The organism is Fusobacterium perfoetens (assembly GCF_021531595.1).
Taxonomy (GTDB): domain Bacteria; phylum Fusobacteriota; class Fusobacteriia; order Fusobacteriales; family Fusobacteriaceae; genus Fusobacterium_B.
Genome location: NZ_JADYUD010000005.1, coordinates 116,323 through 134,611 on the forward strand (window position 1 = coordinate 116,323; position 18,289 = coordinate 134,611).

Sequence of the window (18,289 nt, forward strand, 5' to 3'; positions counted from 1 at the left end):
AAACTAAAAATTGTTGTCAGGATATATTCCCATATATTTATAAGGAACAGAGAGCATTTCTTTTATATTTTGAATGTCTTTTTCATCAGAAAAATTAATTTCCAGATATAGATACTCCTCTGAAAGAATATATGTATTATATAGATGATTATACAATCTATCTTCTATTTTGGCAAAGTTATTTTTTTTCAATAAAAATCCTATCTTTCCTGACATGATTTCAGAATTTTCTGTTTTTCCCATAAGCAGAAATTTTCCATTTTTATTTTCACAATAGTTTATTGTAAAAATATCTTGAATATTTTCAACTAAAGGAACAAAATTACCATCTAAATTGATAAGGATATAGTCTAAGGATTTATATTTTTCTTTTAAAGAATCATTATCCTTAAAGAAATGATTGGATGTAAATGTGCCCAAAATGCTTATAAGAGCAGAAAGAGAATGGACATCTTCCCTAAGACCTATTTCAAATATCTTTTCATAGCTTCTGCATCCTGAAATAATTTGAGTAAAGAGACTTTTTATAATTTCTTTATCAAGTTCAGGAAATTTTTCTGAAAGATTTTTTAAGATAAATTTCTCTCTTTCAGGAACATAAAAATTTTTTTTCTGTTTTTTTATTTTTCCTACCATTTTTACAGTCTCAACTCTTTCTGAAATAAGAGCAGCTATGTTATTATTGATATTATCAAGAGTAATACGCAAATTTTTTAAATCGTTATTAATTTTAATCACCTACATTTTATAAAAGTTTATGAATTTATTTTATATTATAATGTAATTAAAAGCAATTTAATATTGAAATATAATTAAAAATCCTATAAAATTAAATGCAGTATAAAAAAATTAAGGAGGGAGAAAAATGAAGTTTTTTTCTCTAAAGAAAAAGAAATATGCAACACTGACTTTAAAAGAGAATGAAGAACCACAAGTATTTATAGAAAAAGAAAAAGAAAAAAGCGGAATAACAGAGGAAGTATCAGAGCTTTGGGAAAAATGTCCAGGATGTTCTGAGATAATAATAAAAAAAGATATCGGAAGAAATATGCATAAATGTCCGAACTGTGATTATTATTATAAAATGGGGGCAAGAGACAGAATAAAACTTCTTATAGACGGAGGTTCATTTGAAGAGATGGATGCAAATCTTACAAGTGAAGATTTTCTTGAATTTGAAGGTTATAAAGAAAAGCTTGCTTCTGCAAAAGAAAAAACAGAACTTAATGAAGGAGTAGTTTCAGGAATAGGAAACATTGAAGGGATAAAAGTAAGTATAGCTGTTATGGACTTTGGTTTCCTTGGAGGAAGTATGGGTTCTGTTGTTGGAGAAAAAATAACAAGAGCTATAGAAAGAGGAATTACAGAAAAAATTCCAGTTATAGTGGTGTCAAGTTCAGGAGGAGCTAGAATGTACGAAGGAATAGTTTCTCTTATGCAGATGGCTAAAACTTCAGCAGCAGTTGAAAGACTTAAAGCTTCAGGACAGCCTTTTATATCAATTCCAGTAAATCCAACTACAGGAGGAGTAACAGCTTCTTTTGCAATGCTTGGAGATATAATCATGTCAGAACCTAATGCACTTATAGGTTTTGCAGGAAAAAGAGTTATAGAAGAAACAATAAAACAGAAACTTCCTAAAGGATTCCAGTCAAGTGAATTCTTACTGGAACATGGAATGATTGATATTATTACAAAAAGAGAAGATATGAAAGCTACTCTTGTAAAAATATTAAGAAATATTGTATAAATTTACGGAGGTTTATTGTGAAATACGAAAAAGAACTTTTGGATATAGAAAATAAAATTAAAGAACTTGAAAAATTTGCAGAGGAAAAAGAAGTTGATTTATCAAAAGAGATAGAAAAACAGAAAAAAATATATGCTGCAAAATCAAAAGAAGCTTATTCAAAGCTTAATGACTGGGATAAAGTTTCAATAGCAAGACATCCTGAAAGACCTTATGCTCTTGACTATATAAATGAAATAACAACAGATTTTGTTGAACTTCATGGAGACAGACTTTTTGGAGATGACAGTGCTGTTGTAGGAGGTCTTTGCAGAATAGATGATAAAAAATTTATGGTAATAGGAATTCAAAAAGGAAGAACTGTTGAAGAAAAAATAGAGAGAAATTTTGGTATGTCTAATCCTGAAGGATATAGAAAAGCTTTAAGACTTATGAAAATGGCAGAAAAATTTCATATACCTGTTCTTACTTTAATAGATACATCAGGAGCTTATCCTGGAATGGAAGCTGAAGAAAGAGGTCAGGGAGAAGCTATTGCCAGAAACTTAATGGAAATGTCTGGTCTGAAAACTCCAATAATTGCAGTTGTAATAGGAGAAGGTGGTAGTGGAGGAGCTCTTGCTCTTGGTGTAGCTGACAGAGTATATATGATGGAGCATGCAGTTTATTCTGTAATTTCTCCAGAAGGATGTGCAGCGATACTTTTTAAAGATGGAAGCCTTGCTGAAAAAGCTGCAAAGAATTTGAAAATATCAGCTCAGAACTTGAAAAAGCTAGGTGTCATAGATGATATAATACCAGAACCTTTCGGAGGAGCACATAAAGATCCAAAATGTGCAGAAATTAACCTAAAAAAAGTAGTTTTATTATCAATTTCTGAACTTGAAAAAATAAAAATAGATACTTTACTTGAAAAAAGATATAATAAGTTTAGAAGAATTGGATTTTTTATGGGTGAGTAGAACTGTTATTTAATAATGAGCAGATTATTAAATAATCAAGAATTATTTTGAAAAAAGATGTTTTTGAAAAAAAGTTCTGCTGTAATTTTTATTATTTTGTAAATAAAAAATTAACTTATAAATTTTTTAGGAGGGAAAAGAGCATGAAAAGAATAGCTATATTAACAAGCGGTGGAGATGCTCCTGGTATGAATGCAGCTATAAGAGCAGCAGCAAAAATGGCACAGTACAAAGGAATGGAAGTATACGGGGTAAGAAGAGGGTATCACGGAATGCTTAGAGATGAAATATTTCCAATGGATGGGCGTTTTATTTCAGGGATAATTGATAGAGGAGGAACTGCTTTATTAACAGCAAGATGTCCAGAGTTCAAAGATCCTAAATTCAGAGCAATAGCAGCAGAAAATTTAAAAAGAAGAGGAATAGAAGGAATAGTTGTTATCGGTGGAGACGGTTCTTACAGAGGGGCAGATCTTCTTTCTAAAGAACATGGATTTAAAGTTGTAGGTCTTCCTGGAACAATTGACAATGACATTATAGGAACAGATTTTACAATAGGATTTGATACTTGTTTAAATACAATACTTGATGCAATTTCTAAATTAAGAGATACAGCTACATCTCATGAAAGAACAATTCTTGTTGAAGTAATGGGAAGAAGAGCAGGAGACTTAGCAGTTCATGCTTGTCTTGCAGGAGGAGGAGATGGACTTCTTATTCCTGAAATGGAGAACCCTATTGAAATGCTTGCATATCAAATTCAAGAAAGAAGAAATACAGGAAGACTTCATGATATAGTTCTTGTTGCTGAAGGTGTAGGAAATATTAATGAGATAGAAGAAGAGCTTAAGAAAAGAGTATCAACAGAAGTAAGAAGCGTTGTACTTGGACATGTTCAAAGAGGAGGAACTCCAAGTGGTCGTGACAGAGTTCTTGCTACAAGACTTGCAGCAAAAGCAGTTGAAGTTTTAGAAGCAGATGAGGGAGGAGTAATGATTGGAATAGAAGATGGTCATGTAGTTACTCACGAAATCTCTTATGCTTGGGAAGGAACTAAGAAAAACGATGTAATAGAATTATATCGTATGGCAGATATCTTATCAAGATAAAATAAAAAATATGAAAGGACTGAGTAGTTTTAATTACATCAGTCCTTTTTTACAATTATAAACTTTTAGGAACTATAACAGTAACAGTTTTTGCTGTGTTATATGTAACAAAACCTAAAGGTGCTCCTTTTGGTTTATTAAGATTTTTCTTTTCAGTGTATTCAACAGTAACTTTATCTCCCTTTGATGCTTTTGAATAAAAAGCAGCATAAAGGGCAACTTTTTTAACAAAACTATCATCTTCACTAAAATCTTCTTTTTTTACAATAAAATGTGATCCTGGTATATCTTTAACATGAAACCAAATGTCGTCTTTTCTTGCAAATTTAAAAGTAAGGAAATCATTTTCTTTGTTATTTCTTCCAAAGTATACAGTTTTTTCACCTATAACTGCAGTTCCATAATTTTCACTTTCTTTATTTTTGCTTTTATTTTTTGGAGTTTTTTCTTTAGGCTTAATTATTTTTTCACCAATAAGTTCATCTTCAATATTTTTAAGCCCTTTAAGGTCTGAAGACTTTTCTATGAAAGAAAGGACACTTTCCAAATAAATAATTTTTTGATTAAAAGATATCAGACGCTCTCTGCTTATTTCAAGACCTCTTTTCATTTTTGAAGCCTTTTTATATACCTTATTAAGGTTTCCCTGAGGATTTAAAAGTGGATCAAGGGGAATTATAATTTCTTTGTTTTCATAGAAATCATAAGCTTTTACAGAGTTATCCCCTCTTTTAATAGAATATAAAACAGATGCTAAAATATCTCCTATATTTTTATATTTTTCGTGATCAGACATAAGAACAATATCTTTTTCAATATTTAAAATAATCTTTTCTGTTTTTTTAACTTCTTTTTGTACAGAAGAAATAAGTCTTGTTTTTAAAAGATTATAAGAATTTGAAAGGGAGCACATTTTAATATATGTATTTACCATTTCACTGAAATTTTTATATTCTTTTACACTGTCCCATGCTTTAGGTTCTATATTTAAAACAGAAGCAAAAACAGGAACATCTTCTTTAAAATAGATTTTAGGAGCTATTTTATCATTTAGTATTTTCTTTAAATCATCATAAGAATGAATAAATTCAAGTGTTCTTTTTCCAAGTCCTTCCACTTTATGAAAAACATTACTATTTTCAAGATAATCTTCAAAGATAGTGCTTTCTATTTCAAGTGGGCTTATCTTTTTTTCCACAACAGGCTGAACATATTCTGCTCCAGGAAAAAGAATACGAAGAGAATTTTCTTCTAAGGAAAACTTTTTAAGAAGAGAAATTATTTTATTTTCTTCGTCTGTAAAAATAATATTTGAATGTTTACCCATAATTTCAAAATAAAGAAAATAGTTTTTTATTTCTCCAAGTTCATTAAGTTTTGAAAAATGGAATTTTAAAATTCTGTCAAAACCAAGCTGCTCTATATTTGAAAGAGAAGCATTTAAAAGATATTTTCTTAAAAGCAGAAGAAAGTTTGAGTTTTCTTCCATAAAATTTTCCTCTTTATCTTCGTTTATATAACATATTGGAAGAGACGGATTACAAGAGAAAAATAATGAAGTTCTGCCAAAGTGTATAGACAAAGAAAGAGTTGAATTTTGAAAAATCTTTCCAACTCTTTTGCTTTGAAGGCAGTTTATAAGTTCATCTTTTATTTTAGAGATAGATATCCCGTCAAGATAAAGCAATTAATCTTCCGCCTTGATTCCTATTAAGTTTTTAGCATCTAAAATATTTATCTCTAAAATAGTTCCGTCAGCTTTTTTTAGAGCTATTTTATCTGCTTCTTTTGTTTCAGCTATTTCAAGAACAGTGTAATGTTCAATTCCATGTTCTCTGAAATAGTCAAGTACTATAGGTGTTCCTTTAATTTCAACTATTGAAACTTTTTCTTTGACATTAAATTCTGTTACAGGAAGAGGCTTTAAAAATTCATACTGTCCCTTTAAGTTTTCAAGAATTTTTTCAAAAATTTTCAAGAAATGTTCAAGATCATCTTTATCTATATTTTCAGTTATATTTGAAACTATCATTTTGTGATAATTATTGTGATAGTTAAGAGCTTCAAGACCTTTTTTTGAAAGAGAAACATGAACTTTTCTTCTGTCTGTACTTGAACGAGCTCTTACAACAAATCCTTTTTCTCCTAATTTTGTTATTGCAACAGTTGCTGTTCCCATTGTTATTGCAAGTCTGTCAGAAAGTTCGTTCATTGTAACTGAATCTTTTCCGATAGCTTCAATAATATGAAGTTCTGTATGAGTAAGACATTTAATTCCTCTTTTTAGAGCTAAATCTTCTGATTCGTAAAATAGTTTATAGAAATTTTCAAATACAGTATTTACTTTTCTTCCGTAAGATGACATTTAACTATCCCTCCTTTTTCAGGTTGGCTATTCTTTCTGCATAATTTCCTTTGAAAACATAAGAACCTGCAACAAAGATATTTGCTCCTGCTTTTATACATTTTCCGATTGTTTCATCAGTAATTCCTCCGTCAACTTCAATGTCAACATTTGGATTCATTGCTCTTAATTCTTTTATTTTTTCAACAGCACTTTCAATAAATGATTGCCCTCCAAATCCTGGATTAACACTCATAACAAGAACCATGTCAACATCATTTATAAGATATTTAACAGATTCTGCTGGAGTTCCTGGATTTAGAACTATTCCAGCTTTTACACCATAAGATTTTATTTGTTGTATAACTCTATGAGGATGAAGTGTAGATTCCACATGAATAGTAATCATGTCAGCTCCAGCTTTTACAAAGTCCTCAATATATCTTTCAGGCTGTGTTATCATAAGATGAACATCAAAAACAAGGTCAGTTTTGTCTCTTATTGATTTCATTACAGCTGGTCCAAAAGTTATGTTTGGTACAAAGATTCCATCCATTACATCAATATGCACCCAATCTGCACCAGCCTTATCTATTGCTTTAACCTCTTCCCCAAGTTTGCTGAAATCAGCTGATAGTATAGAAGGGGCAATTTTAATATTTTTCATATCTGTTCCACCTCTCGTTTTTTAATTTCTCATATACTTTTTTATAAAAATCATATCTTATTTTTGATATTTTTCCTTGCATTACTTTTTCTTTTATGACGCAGCCTGGTTCATTTATGTGGCAGCAGTCAAGAAATTTACAATATCCCTCTTCAAAAGTAAATTCTTTGAAAAGAGATACAAGTTCTTCAGCATTTTCAATGGGAGGAAGTTCCAAAGAAGAAAATCCTGGGGTATCAATAACATACCCTCCTTCTGAAAGTGCTATAAGATTACTGTCTCTTGTTGTGTGTTTTCCAGCTTTTAATCTTTTGCTTGTTTCTCCAACAGCAAGTTCTTTTTTATTTTGTATAATATTTAAAATACTTGATTTTCCTACACCACTCGGTCCTCCGAAAGCAGTAGTCTTTCCTTTTATAATTTCTTTTACTTTATGAATATTTTCATTTTTTAGTGTTGAAACTAAAAATAAAGGTATATCTATATTTTTTAGATAAGAAAGTTTTTCAGTAAGTTCTTCTTTCTCGTCTTCAGATAAAAGATCTGTTTTATTTATAACAACAATAGGAGAGATTTTGTGATAAATGCTGTTAAGAATAAGATTGTTTAACCTATCCAGCTCAATTTCAGGATCTTTTGCAGCAAACTGAATAACAAGATAATCAATATTTGCAACAAGAGGTCTGTTGATTATATTTTTTCTTTCAAAGACATTCATAATAAAATTATCTTCAGAAATTTCAACATAGTCTCCTACAACACAGTTATCTTTTTTGTCTTTTCTTTTTAAAACTCCTCTTAGCCTGCATTCATGTTGTTCTGTACCGTCATCAACATAATAGAATCCCTGAATTTTATTTATTACTCTTCCTTTAATCAACGATTTTTTCATCTCCTTATATTATTTACTTATCACAAGATTTATATTTGAACCTGCAGAAACTCTGCTTCCTGCACTGATACTAGTATCAACAACTATTCCACTTTCAAGTCCAGGAACTTCCATTTTTGTAATTTCTCCTACAAAAAGAGACTGAGATTTAATAAGGGCAGTAGCTTCATTAAGAGTATATCCTACAACATCTGGAACTCTTACTGTTTTTGAAGATGCTCTGCTACTTACAAGAATAGATATTCCTTCATTCATATCTACAATGCTTCCAGCTCTTGGAGTAGTAGCAATGACACAGTTGTATGCAAGATCTGAATTTGTTCTTGAAATTTCTTTTATTTTAATTCCTTTTTCTTCTAAAAGAGAACGGACTTCAAAAAGCTGTTGTCCATAAAAGTCAGGAACTTCAAAATAATTTTCTCCAGCACTTACCCAAACTTTTACAGTTCTTCCTCTTTTTACAACTTTATTTTCAACAGGTTCTTGCATGAAGATTTGACCTTCAGGCAGATTTGAATAATCTTTACCTGCTACTGCTACAACTACAGTTCCTTTTGGTATCATTTTTTCTGTTTCTTCAACAGTCAGCCCGATAAGGTTTGGAGTTTTATAAAAATAATTATTAAAATAGTTATTTAAAAATATATTTATTCCAAAAAACATAATAAGGCAGAATGATAAGATGTAAGAAAAAATTATGAAAAATTTCTTCATTTATCCTCCTAAATTTATTTCTGAAAGAATTTAATTCGTTTACTAAAATGATAACATATGAACCTCAAAATATCAATAATTACTTGCTAAAACTTGTGTTAAATGATAAAATAAAATGTATTATTCCACAGATTTTTATAATCAAAAATTATTTAAGATAGAATGTTTTAGGAGGAAAAAATGGAAGGTATTGTTGAGGTTTTAATTTCTAGGGAGAAAGTTGAAGAGCGTATCAGTGAACTAGCAGCAATGATAGAAAAAGATTATGCTGGTAAAAATTTGGTATGTGTGGGGCTTTTAAAAGGTTCTGTAATGTTTATGTCTGATCTTATAAAATCAATAAATCTTGATTTAAGAATTGATTTCATGAAAGTATCAAGTTATGGAAGTGGAACTAACTCAACAGGAGTTGTAAAAATCCTTAAAGATGTTGATTTAGATCTTACAGGAAAAGATGTTCTTATAGTTGAGGATATTATTGATACAGGTCTTACAATAGTAAATGTAAAAGATTTCTTAAGTAAGAAAAATCCAAATTCAGTAAAAGTATGTACACTTTTAGATAAACCAAGCAGAAGATTAGTGGAAGTTAAAGGGGAATATGTAGGATTTGAAATTCCTGATGAATTTGTTGTTGGATATGGATTAGACCTTGATGAGAAATACAGAAACATTCCTTTTGTTGGAAAATTTGTAAAAAAATAAGAAACGGAGTTTATGATGTCGTTTAAGCATAAAAAGAAATACGGTCAGAATTTTTTAACTGATCAGAACGCTGTGCTGGAAAAAATTATGGAGGTTTCTAAAATAGAGCCTCATGAAGAAATTCTTGAAATAGGACCAGGAGAAGGAGCTTTAACAGAGCTCCTTCTTGAAAAAGCAAAAAAAGTTACATGTGTTGAAATAGATACAGATCTTGAAAAAATTTTAAGAAAAAAATTTGCAGGAAATGAAAAATTCAATCTTATAATGGAAGATATTCTGAAAGTAGAACTTGATAAAGTTATTGCTCCTCATACAAGAGTAGTTGCCAATATACCTTACTATATAACATCTCCTATTATAAATAAACTTATTGAAAACAGAGACAAAATAGACGAAGCATATCTTATGGTGCAGAAAGAAGTGGGAGAAAGAGTCTGTGCTTCTTCAGGAAAAGAAAGAAGTGTTCTTACTCTTGCTGTTGAATATTATGGAACAGGTGAATATCTTTTTACTATTCCTAAAGAGTTCTTTAATCCTGTGCCTAAAATTGATTCAGGTTTTATCTCAATCAAGTTTTACAATGACAGAAGATACGAAAAGCTTATTCCTGAAGATATATTCTTTAAATATGTAAAAGCTGCTTTTTCAAATAAAAGAAAAAATATTGTAAATAATCTTTCAACACTTGGAATTTCAAAAGATGTTGTAAAAGAAAAACTTGAACTTTTGAATATTTCTCCAAATGAAAGAGCTGAAAATTTAACAATAGAGCAATTTATAAAACTGGCAGAATGTTTTGAAAAAAATTAAAACTGCTTCAGGAGGATTAATGCAAAGCTACGAATTTAAAATACAAAGCAGAAAAGAAGATATAGACTTTATAAATAAAATAATAGAAGCTTATGAAGAAGTGGGAGTTGTAAGAACAAATGATGCTCAGAGAGGACTTATCACAATTATAAGCACAACAGATTATAAAGATCTAGCAAGAGATATAATTTTAGATTTAGGAAAAAATTATGTGAAAGCTGAAATACTTGAAGAAGGACTTTGGAAAGGAGTCCTTTAAGATTTAGGAGGATTTGTACAGAATGGAAAAATTAGAAAATCTGTTAAGTTATATTTTAAAAGGACTTGTTGAAAAACAAGATGAAGTAAGAATTACTTATGAACTTATAGATGATACTATTATCTTTAAAGTAAATGTTGCTGAAGGAGAAATGGGAAGAGTTATAGGTAAAAATGGACTTACTGCAAATGCAATAAGAGGAGTTATGCAAGCTGCAGGAGTAAAAGATAAATTAAATGTCAATGTAGAATTTTTAGACTAGGTCTGGTGATTTAATGGATCTGGTTACTATTGGAAAAATAACAGGAACTCACCATCTTAAAGGAGCTGTAAAAGCTAATATAAGTTTAAGCACTCCTGAAATTATAGTTGGTGAGAGAGTTATGGCAGAAAAACCTGATGGGCAAAAAAGAATCTTAAGTGTAAAAAAACTTTCAAATCTTGTTGGAGATAAGGTTGTAATAGAGTTTGAAGAAATCACAAATAAGACAGAAGGAAATCTTCTTGCAGGAAGTTTTATAAAAATAAATAGAGATATTCTAGGTATGTCTGAAGATGAATACCTTCTTGAAGACCTTTTAGGAATGACTGTTATAACAGCAGAAAATGAAAGTATCGGAAAAGTTGTTGATGTTTTTGATACAGCAGCACATGATATAATTGTAGTTGAAGATGAAAACACAGAAACTCTTATTCCAAATATTGAGAACTTTGTAAAAGATATAGATTTTGAGAAAAAAGAAATTTATGTAGAAATTCTTGAAGGAATGAGAGAAGTTAAGGGAAGTGTTTCAGAAAATGATGAGCTTGATTAAACTATATTAGTTTAAATATAATTTATTTAAGTTCTGCTAAAGGAGAAAAAATTTTGAAAATAAATATTTTAACTTTATTTCCTGAACTTTTTACAGCCTTTAAGTCACAAAGTATAATAGGAAGAGCAGTAAAAAATAATCTTATAGAGATAAATATTATAAATATAAGAGATTTTTGTTTTGACAAACATCAGCAGGCTGATGACACTCCTTTTGGAGGAGAGGGAGGAATGGTAATGAAACCTGAACCTCTTTTCAGAGCCTTGGAAAAATGTGGAGGAAAAGTTATTTATACTTCTCCTCAAGGAGTTACATTTAATCAGGAACTTGCTCTTAAGCTGAAAGATGAGGAAGAAATAACTATAATAGCTGGACATTATGAAGGAATAGACGAAAGAGTTGTTGAAAATAAAGTGGATATGGAAGTCTCAATAGGAGATTTTGTGCTTACAGGAGGAGAATTACCTTCTATGGTAATGATTGATGCAGTAGCCAGGCTTATTCCAGGTGTTATTACAAAAGCATCTTATGAAAATGATTCATTTTTCAATGGACTTCTGGATTATCCTCAGTATACAAGACCAGCAGAGTATATGGGGCTTAAAGTTCCTGATGTTTTAATTTCAGGAAATCATAAAAAAATAAAAGACTGGAGAATGAAAGAGAGTCTTAAAAGGACATATTTAAGGCGTCCCGACCTTTTAAAAAACAGAAAGTTTTCTAAAGAGGAAGCAAAGTTTATGAAAGAAATTCTTGAAGAATTAGCAGAGGGGGATAAATAATGATATACAGACTAAATGGTTTTGAACCTGTTATAGGAGAAAATAATTTTATTGCAGATACAGCTGCTCTTATAGGAAAAGTTACAACAGAAAGAGATGTATCTATATGGTTTTCTGCTGTAATGAGAGCAGATGTATGCAGTATATATGTGGGAGAAAAAACAAGTATTCAGGATAATGTCACAATTCATGGAGATAAAGGGCATGATGTAGTGATAGGAAAAAATGTTACGATTGGTCATAACTGCATTATACATGGATGCACAATAGGGGATAACTGTGTAATAGGAATGGGATCTACTATTCTTAATGGTGCTGTAATTCCACCAAATTCTCTTGTAGGAGCTCATTCTCTTGTAACTCCTTCATTAAAAGCTGAAGAGGGAACTCTTATTATAGGAAGTCCAGCAAAAAGTGTAAAAAAACTTCCAAAGGAACAGCAGGAATATTTAAAAGATGCTGCTGATCTTTATGTTGATGAAATAGATGTTTATGCAAATAAATTAGAAAGGGTGAAATAATTCAGATGAGAGATAAAATATATTTAGGGCTTGTACACTACCCTGTTTATAATAAAAGAAAAGAAGTTGTATGCACTTCTGTTACAAACTTTGATATTCATGATATATCAAGAAGCTGTAAAACATATGATGTAAAAGAATATAATCTTATTGTTCCTGTAGAGGCTCAAAAACAATTAACAGAAAGAATCATAGGATATTGGCAAGATGGAACTGGAGGAGAATACAATAAAGACAGAGAATCTGCATTTACAATAACAAGAGTAAAAGATTCAATAGAACAATGTATTGCAGATATAGAGGCAAGAGAAGGACAGAAGCCTGTAATAATAACAACATCTGCCCACACATTTCCTAATTCAATAAGCTACAAAGGGCTTTCTGAAAAAGTATTTTCAGATGACAAACCTTATCTTTTCCTTTTTGGTACAGGTTGGGGATTAATTCAGGAAGTTATGGATATGTCTGATTATATTTTAGAGCCTATAAGAGGGAATACAAAATATAATCACCTTTCTGTAAGAGCCGCTGTTGCTATTATCTTAGACAGAGTTTTGGGAGAAAATTAATCCCAGCTCTGTTTCTTAATTTTGGAGGATATATAGAATGGGAAAGAGAGTTACTATAAAAACAAGATCTGATTTTTTTAAAAATGCAGGTGCTGAAAATATAAAAGTTAAAGAAATAATGTTTGATGAGAGAGTAAAAAAGCTTAAAATTTTCTGCACTCTTGGAGGACCTTGTTATATATGCGAAACTGATTTAGTCTGTAATGACCTCCATAAAAAGTTTGGAGACAGTTTGAGCATAGAATTTGAAATAGAATATGAAAATAATGAAATAACAAGAAATGACCTTATGCAGATTACAGAGAAAGTAATCAGTGAACTTAAAAAGAAAAATGCAGTATCAAGGTCATTTCTTTATCTATACAGAATAAAAATAGAAGAGAGAAAAATTATTATTGAACTTAAGAATGAACTAGCTATAGAAACTCTTTACGAGTCAAAAATAAATATAAAATTAGAATCTCTTTTATCTGAATATGGAATAAAAGATTTTCAGGTACATTTTGTTCCTGGAGATTTTTCAAAAGAGCTGGAAGCTGCAAACAGTAAGCTTGATGAAGTTATGATAACACTTACTAAAAAAATGGATGAAGAAAATCTTAAAAATTCAGTTTCTCAGAAACAAAGCAGTGATAATATGTCTCAAGGACAGAGATACACAGCTGTTTCAAGCAGAAAAACAAAAGATATAAAAGGAACTTCTATTCCTCTTGATGAATTTGGAGAAATCTATGAAAATGATGTTTGTGTATTAGAAGGAGAAGTTTTTAATGTTGATAAAAGGGAATTAAAAACAGGAAATATTCTTTACACAATAAGAATTACAGATAACTCTAATTCAGTTACAACTAAAATGTTTTCTAAAGGGGAAGACATAGATGTAAAAGTTGGAGATTATATAAAAGTAAATGGAAGAAAACAGATAGATAAGTTTGATGATAATGAAGAAATTCTTATGTTAAGCAGTATAAATAAACTTGAATATTCAAAACAAACAAAAGAAGATAAAGCTCCTGTAAAAATGGCAGAACTTCATACTCATAGTAAGATGAGTGAAATGGTAGGGGTTACAGATATAAAAGATCTTATAAAAAGAGCTAAATCTTATGGACATACAAGTATGGCAATAACAGATTATTCAGTTGTTCATACCTTCCCTTTTGCATATAAAGAAACTAAGAAAGACGAAAACTTCAAAGTTATTTTAGGATGTGAGATGTATATGGTTGATGATGAAAAACCAATGGTAAAAAATCCTAAAGATAAATTAATTGAAGATGAAACTTTTATAGTATTTGACCTTGAAACTTTTGGACTTAACTCACATGAACATCCTATAATTGAAATAGGGGCTATAAAAGTTCAGGGAACAAGAATTGTAGATAGTTTTTCTCAGCTCATAAACCCTGGAATGCCAATTCCTGAAAAAATACAGGAGATTACAAGTATAACAAATTCTATGGTTGCAAATATGCCAACTATTGAAGAGGTGCTTCCTAAATTTTTAGAGTTTGTAGGAGATGCTACAATGGTTGCTCATAATGCAAGATTTGACATGAGTTTTATAAGAAGAGAATGCAAAAGAATAATGGGAATAGATTATGATCCTTCTGTTATAGACACTCTACAAATGGCAAGAGATGTAATGCCTGACTTAAAAGGATATGGACTTGGAAGTCTTACAAAAAAACTTGGTGTTGCTCTTGAAAATCACCATAGAGCAGTTGATGACTCTCAGGCAACAGCAGGAATGTTTATAATTTTCCTTGAAAAATATCTTGAAAAAGGAATAAAAAATATAAAGGATATAAATGGAGGTTTTCCTCTAAATATTCAAAAACAAGATACATCAAATGTAATGGTTCTTGTAAAAAATCTTACAGGGCTAAAAAATATGTATCAGCTTGTATCAATAGCTCATAAAGATAATTTTGGAAATAAAAAACCAAGAGTAACAAGAAGTGATTTAAAAAGACTGAGAGAGGGACTTATAATAGGTGCTTCAAATACAGTGCATTTTATGAATACAAGTGAACTTGTATTAGATTATCTTGATTATAATTTTAAAGATGTAGAAAAAGCTATTGATTTCTATGATTATGTAGAGCTTCTTCCTAAAGAAGCTTATAATGAATTTATTGATGAGGATGGAACTAACAGACTTTCTTCTTATAAAGCAGTTGAAAAAATGAACAGATATTTTTATGATATATGTCATGAACATAATATTCTTGTTACAGCAAGTTCAAATGTCCATTATCTTGATAAAGAAGAAAAGGATATAAGAAGTATTCTTCTTTATGGAAGTGGGAATGTATTTAAAGCAAGCCAATATATGACAGATAATGGTTTTTATTTTAGAACTACAGATGAAATGCTTGAAGAGTTCAGTTATCTTGGTGAAAAAGAGGCTGAAGAAATAGTTGTTGAAAATACTAATAAAATTTCAGATATGACAGAAAAAATTCAGCCAATACCTAGTGGATTTTTCCCACCTCATCTTGATAATGCAGAAGAAACAGTAAGAAGTATGACCTATGAAAAGGCATACAGAATATATGGAAATCCTCTTCCTGAAGTTGTAAGTGCAAGACTTGAAAGAGAATTAAATGCTATTATAGGAAATGGTTTCTCAGTTTTATATCTTTCTGCACAAAAACTTGTAAAAAAATCTTTAGATAATGGATATCTTGTAGGTTCAAGAGGATCAGTAGGTTCATCACTAGTAGCTTATATGATGGGGATAACAGAAGTTAATGCTTTATATCCTCACTATATCTGTGATAATCCAGAATGTAAATATTCAGAATTTACAGATAAACCAGGAGCAGGAGTAGACCTTCCTGAAAAAATATGTCCAAAATGTGGAAGGCCTTTAAGAAGAGATGGACATTCTATACCTTTTGAAGTATTTATGGGATTTAATGGAGATAAAGTTCCTGATATTGACCTTAACTTTTCAGGAGAGTATCAATCAGAAATTCACAGATATTGTGAAGAACTTTTTGGAAAATCAAATGTATTTAAAGCTGGAACAATATCAACTCTAGCAGAAAAAAATGCTATTGGTTATGTAAAGAAATTTTATGAAGATAATAATCTTCATGTTAGTAAAGCTGAAATTATAAGAAAAGCAGCTAAATGTGAAGGGGCAAAGAAAACCACAGGACAGCATCCAGGAGGAATGGTTATTGTTCCTGGTGAAAAATCTGTATTTGATTTCTGTCCTATACAGCATCCTGCCAACGATATGACAAATGAGTCTATCACAACACATTTTGATTATCATGTAATGGATGAACAGCTTGTAAAACTTGATGTACTTGGGCATGATGATCCTACAACAATAAAAATGTTACAGGAATACACAGGAGTAAATGTTTATGATATTCCTATTGCTGATCCAGAAACTTTAAAAATTTTCTCAGGAACAGAGGCTCTTGGAATAACTCCTGAACAAATAGATTCAACTGTAGGAACATTTGGTGTTCCTGAATTTGGAACTTCTTTTGTAAGACAGATGCTAGTGGATACTCTTCCTAAAACATTTGCTGAACTTGTAAGAATTTCAGGGCTTTCTCATGGAACAGATGTATGGCTTAATAATGCTCAGGAATTTGTAAGAAGTGGAGAAGCAACACTTTCTGATATAATAACAGTTCGTGATGACATAATGAACTATCTTATAGCTCAGGGGCTTGATAAGGGAAAAGCATTTAAAATAATGGAATTTGTAAGAAAAGGAAGACCTTCTAAAGAACCTGAACAATGGGAAGAATATTCAAATCTTATGAAAGAGCACCACATAAAAGAATGGTATATAGAATCATGTAAAAGAATAAAATATATGTTCCCTAAAGGACATGCTGTTGCTTATGTTATGATGGCAATGAGAATAGCTTATTTTAAAGTACACTATCCTCTTGCCTTTTATGCAGCATACCTTACAAGAAAAATAGAAGATTTTGATTTTGAAATTATGGGAAATGAAAAATCTCTTAAAGAAAAAATGAATGAATTAAAGAAAGAAGTTAAACTGGATGTTAAAAAGAAAACTCAGCTTGCACTTTGTGAAATAATAACAGAAATGCATGCAAGAGGATATGAGTTTTTAGGTATAGACCTTTATAAGTCTGAAGGTTTCAGATTTACAATTGAAGATGGAAAAATAAGAGTTCCTCTTTTAGGAATTGCAGGTCTTGGAGGGGCTGTAATTGAAAATCTTCTTAAAGAAAGAGAAGAGGGAAAATTCCTTTCTTATGAAGATTTAAAAAGAAGAACAAAAATGTCTTCAACAATAATTGAAAAATTAAAAAGTTTAGATGCTATAAAAGGGCTAAATGATACTAACCAGATTACACTTTTCTAAATTTTAAAAGCAGGAGAAAAATGATGTTTACTTTAAAAAAAATGGATAAAAAATATGTAGGAACAATCCTTGTGTGTTTTGCAGCTTCTTTATGGGGATTTGATTCAATAGTTCTTACTCCTAGGCTGTTCCATTTAAAAGTTCCTTTTGTGGTGTTTATGGTACATTGCCTTCCTTTTTTAGTAATGAGTATTTTCATAGGAAAGAGGGAAATGAAAAATATATCAGCTCTTCCTAAAAAAGATATAATGTTTTATTTTCTTGTGGCACTTTTTGGAGGATGTATAGGAACTCTTTCAATAGTAAAATCTTTGTTCCTTGTAAACTTTCAGCATCTTACAGTGGTTACTCTTCTTCAAAAAGCACAACCTATATTTGCTCTTATTTTAGCAAGGATTATTTTAAAAGAAAAACTTGGAAAGAATTTTTTAAGCTGGGTTATATTTGCACTTATTGGAGGATATATAATGACTTTTGAATTTACTCTGCCAAGAATGGTAGAGGTAAGTTCAAGCAACATATGGAAAGCTGTTTTATATGCTCTTCTTGCAGCATTTTCATTTGGAAGTGCTACTGTTTTTGGAAAGAGAATATTAAGTCATTCAAGTTTTGTTACAGCACTTTATACAAGATATTTTTTCACAACTGTAATAACTTTATTTATTGTTCTTTCAGAAAGTCAGCTTAACCTTATATTTAGTGTGACACCTTTTGAATGGCTGATATTTGCAGTTATAGGAATAACAAGTGGAAGTGGGGCTATTCTTCTTTATTACAGAGGACTTAGATATATTGATGCAAGTGTTGCAACAATATGTGAACTTTCTTTTCCTATATCTTCAGTTGTTTTTGATTATATTTTTAATGGACATCTTCTTACACCAGTGCAGTTTGCAGGAGCTGCTGCTCTTATTTTTGCAATATTAAAGATAAGTAAAAATCAAAAATAAAAAATTAAGGATTGTTGCATTTTCAATATTCTAAAATTTTATTTTTATAGATTAGAAAATGCAACAATCCT

The 18,289-nt window shown here is 30.3% G+C and carries 19 protein-coding genes; 13 read left to right on the plus strand and 6 right to left on the minus strand.

Annotation, left to right across the window (positions count from 1 at the left end; translation table 11 throughout):
- Positions 1-3: 3 nt before the first annotated feature.
- A complete protein-coding gene (locus tag I6E17_RS04295) occupies positions 4-738 on the minus strand; it encodes a chorismate mutase (RefSeq protein WP_235235808.1) in 735 nt (244 codons plus the stop codon).
- Positions 739-865: 127 nt separating this feature from the next.
- On the opposite strand from I6E17_RS04295, the gene accD reads away from it, so the two are divergent.
- The 3 genes from accD to pfkA all read left to right on the plus strand — a co-directional run bounded on the left by accD (position 866) and on the right by pfkA (position 3,821).
- Positions 866-1,750 (plus strand): acetyl-CoA carboxylase, carboxyltransferase subunit beta, encoded by an 885-nt coding sequence (accD, locus tag I6E17_RS04300; protein ID WP_235235809.1) that lies wholly within the window; start codon positions 866-868, stop codon positions 1,748-1,750.
- Positions 1,751-1,767: 17 nt separating this feature from the next.
- On the plus strand, positions 1,768-2,712 hold the full coding sequence (locus I6E17_RS04305) for an acetyl-CoA carboxylase carboxyltransferase subunit alpha (RefSeq protein ID WP_235235810.1): 945 nt from the start codon (positions 1,768-1,770) through the stop codon (positions 2,710-2,712).
- Positions 2,713-2,855: 143 nt separating this feature from the next.
- On the plus strand, positions 2,856-3,821 hold the full coding sequence (gene pfkA / locus I6E17_RS04310) for a 6-phosphofructokinase (RefSeq protein ID WP_176829601.1): 966 nt from the start codon (positions 2,856-2,858) through the stop codon (positions 3,819-3,821).
- Between the two features lie 55 nt (positions 3,822-3,876).
- On the opposite strand, the gene I6E17_RS04315 is transcribed toward pfkA, so the two are convergent.
- Genes I6E17_RS04315 through I6E17_RS04335 form a run of 5 tightly spaced genes read right to left on the minus strand, consistent with a single transcriptional unit; the run spans position 3,877 to position 8,438 of the window.
- A complete protein-coding gene (locus I6E17_RS04315; RefSeq protein WP_235235811.1) occupies positions 3,877-5,508 on the minus strand; it encodes an Rqc2 family fibronectin-binding protein in 1,632 nt (543 codons plus the stop codon).
- On the minus strand, positions 5,509-6,186 hold the full coding sequence (locus tag I6E17_RS04320; protein ID WP_176829603.1) for a MarR family transcriptional regulator: 678 nt from the start codon (positions 6,184-6,186) through the stop codon (positions 5,509-5,511).
- Positions 6,187-6,190: 4 nt separating this feature from the next.
- Positions 6,191-6,832, minus strand: coding sequence for a ribulose-phosphate 3-epimerase (gene rpe, locus I6E17_RS04325; RefSeq protein ID WP_176829604.1), 642 nt, complete (start codon positions 6,830-6,832; stop codon positions 6,191-6,193).
- The gene (rsgA, locus tag I6E17_RS04330) at positions 6,819-7,712 is read right to left on the minus strand and encodes a ribosome small subunit-dependent GTPase A (RefSeq protein ID WP_268825935.1); all 894 of its coding nucleotides are present in this window, start codon (positions 7,710-7,712) and stop codon (positions 6,819-6,821) included. Before rsgA ends, rpe begins: the two co-directional genes overlap by 14 nt.
- 21 nt (positions 7,713-7,733) lie before the next feature.
- On the minus strand, positions 7,734-8,438 hold the full coding sequence (locus I6E17_RS04335) for a PASTA domain-containing protein (RefSeq protein WP_235235813.1): 705 nt from the start codon (positions 8,436-8,438) through the stop codon (positions 7,734-7,736).
- 180 nt (positions 8,439-8,618) lie between these two features.
- On the opposite strand from I6E17_RS04335, the gene hpt reads away from it, so the two are divergent.
- Genes hpt through I6E17_RS04385 form a run of 10 tightly spaced genes read left to right on the plus strand, consistent with a single transcriptional unit; the run spans position 8,619 to position 18,218 of the window.
- Positions 8,619-9,143 carry a hypoxanthine phosphoribosyltransferase gene (hpt, locus tag I6E17_RS04340; protein WP_176829607.1) on the plus strand — a complete coding sequence of 175 codons (525 nt, stop codon included), beginning with the start codon at positions 8,619-8,621 and terminating at the stop codon, positions 9,141-9,143.
- Between the two features lie 15 nt (positions 9,144-9,158).
- Positions 9,159-9,953 carry a 16S rRNA (adenine(1518)-N(6)/adenine(1519)-N(6))-dimethyltransferase RsmA gene (rsmA, locus tag I6E17_RS04345; protein ID WP_176829608.1) on the plus strand — a complete coding sequence of 265 codons (795 nt, stop codon included), beginning with the start codon at positions 9,159-9,161 and terminating at the stop codon, positions 9,951-9,953.
- A gap of 19 nt (positions 9,954-9,972) precedes the next feature.
- Positions 9,973-10,212: a DUF4911 domain-containing protein gene (locus I6E17_RS04350; RefSeq protein WP_176829609.1), complete on the plus strand. Its 240-nt coding sequence runs from the start codon at positions 9,973-9,975 to the stop codon at positions 10,210-10,212.
- Positions 10,213-10,234: 22 nt separating this feature from the next.
- Positions 10,235-10,474, plus strand: coding sequence for a KH domain-containing protein (locus tag I6E17_RS04355; RefSeq protein WP_176829610.1), 240 nt, complete (start codon positions 10,235-10,237; stop codon positions 10,472-10,474).
- A 13-nt stretch (positions 10,475-10,487) separates the two neighbouring features.
- On the plus strand, positions 10,488-11,027 hold the full coding sequence (gene rimM / locus I6E17_RS04360) for a ribosome maturation factor RimM (protein WP_176829611.1): 540 nt from the start codon (positions 10,488-10,490) through the stop codon (positions 11,025-11,027).
- Between the two features lie 53 nt (positions 11,028-11,080).
- Positions 11,081-11,809, plus strand: a complete 729-nt coding sequence (gene trmD / locus I6E17_RS04365; RefSeq protein ID WP_176829612.1) for a tRNA (guanosine(37)-N1)-methyltransferase TrmD — start codon at positions 11,081-11,083, stop codon at positions 11,807-11,809.
- Entirely contained in the window at positions 11,809-12,330 is a 522-nt protein-coding gene (locus I6E17_RS04370; RefSeq protein ID WP_176829613.1) for a gamma carbonic anhydrase family protein, read from the plus strand. The genes trmD and I6E17_RS04370 overlap by 1 nt, the downstream gene beginning before the upstream one ends.
- 5 nt (positions 12,331-12,335) lie before the next feature.
- Positions 12,336-12,899: an RNA methyltransferase gene (locus tag I6E17_RS04375; protein ID WP_176829614.1), complete on the plus strand. Its 564-nt coding sequence runs from the start codon at positions 12,336-12,338 to the stop codon at positions 12,897-12,899.
- 37 nt (positions 12,900-12,936) lie between these two features.
- Positions 12,937-17,268 carry a PolC-type DNA polymerase III gene (locus tag I6E17_RS04380; protein WP_235235815.1) on the plus strand — a complete coding sequence of 1,444 codons (4,332 nt, stop codon included), beginning with the start codon at positions 12,937-12,939 and terminating at the stop codon, positions 17,266-17,268.
- 41 nt (positions 17,269-17,309) lie between these two features.
- The gene (locus tag I6E17_RS04385) at positions 17,310-18,218 is read left to right on the plus strand and encodes a DMT family transporter (RefSeq protein WP_235235848.1); all 909 of its coding nucleotides are present in this window, start codon (positions 17,310-17,312) and stop codon (positions 18,216-18,218) included.
- Positions 18,219-18,289: the final 71 nt, after the last annotated feature.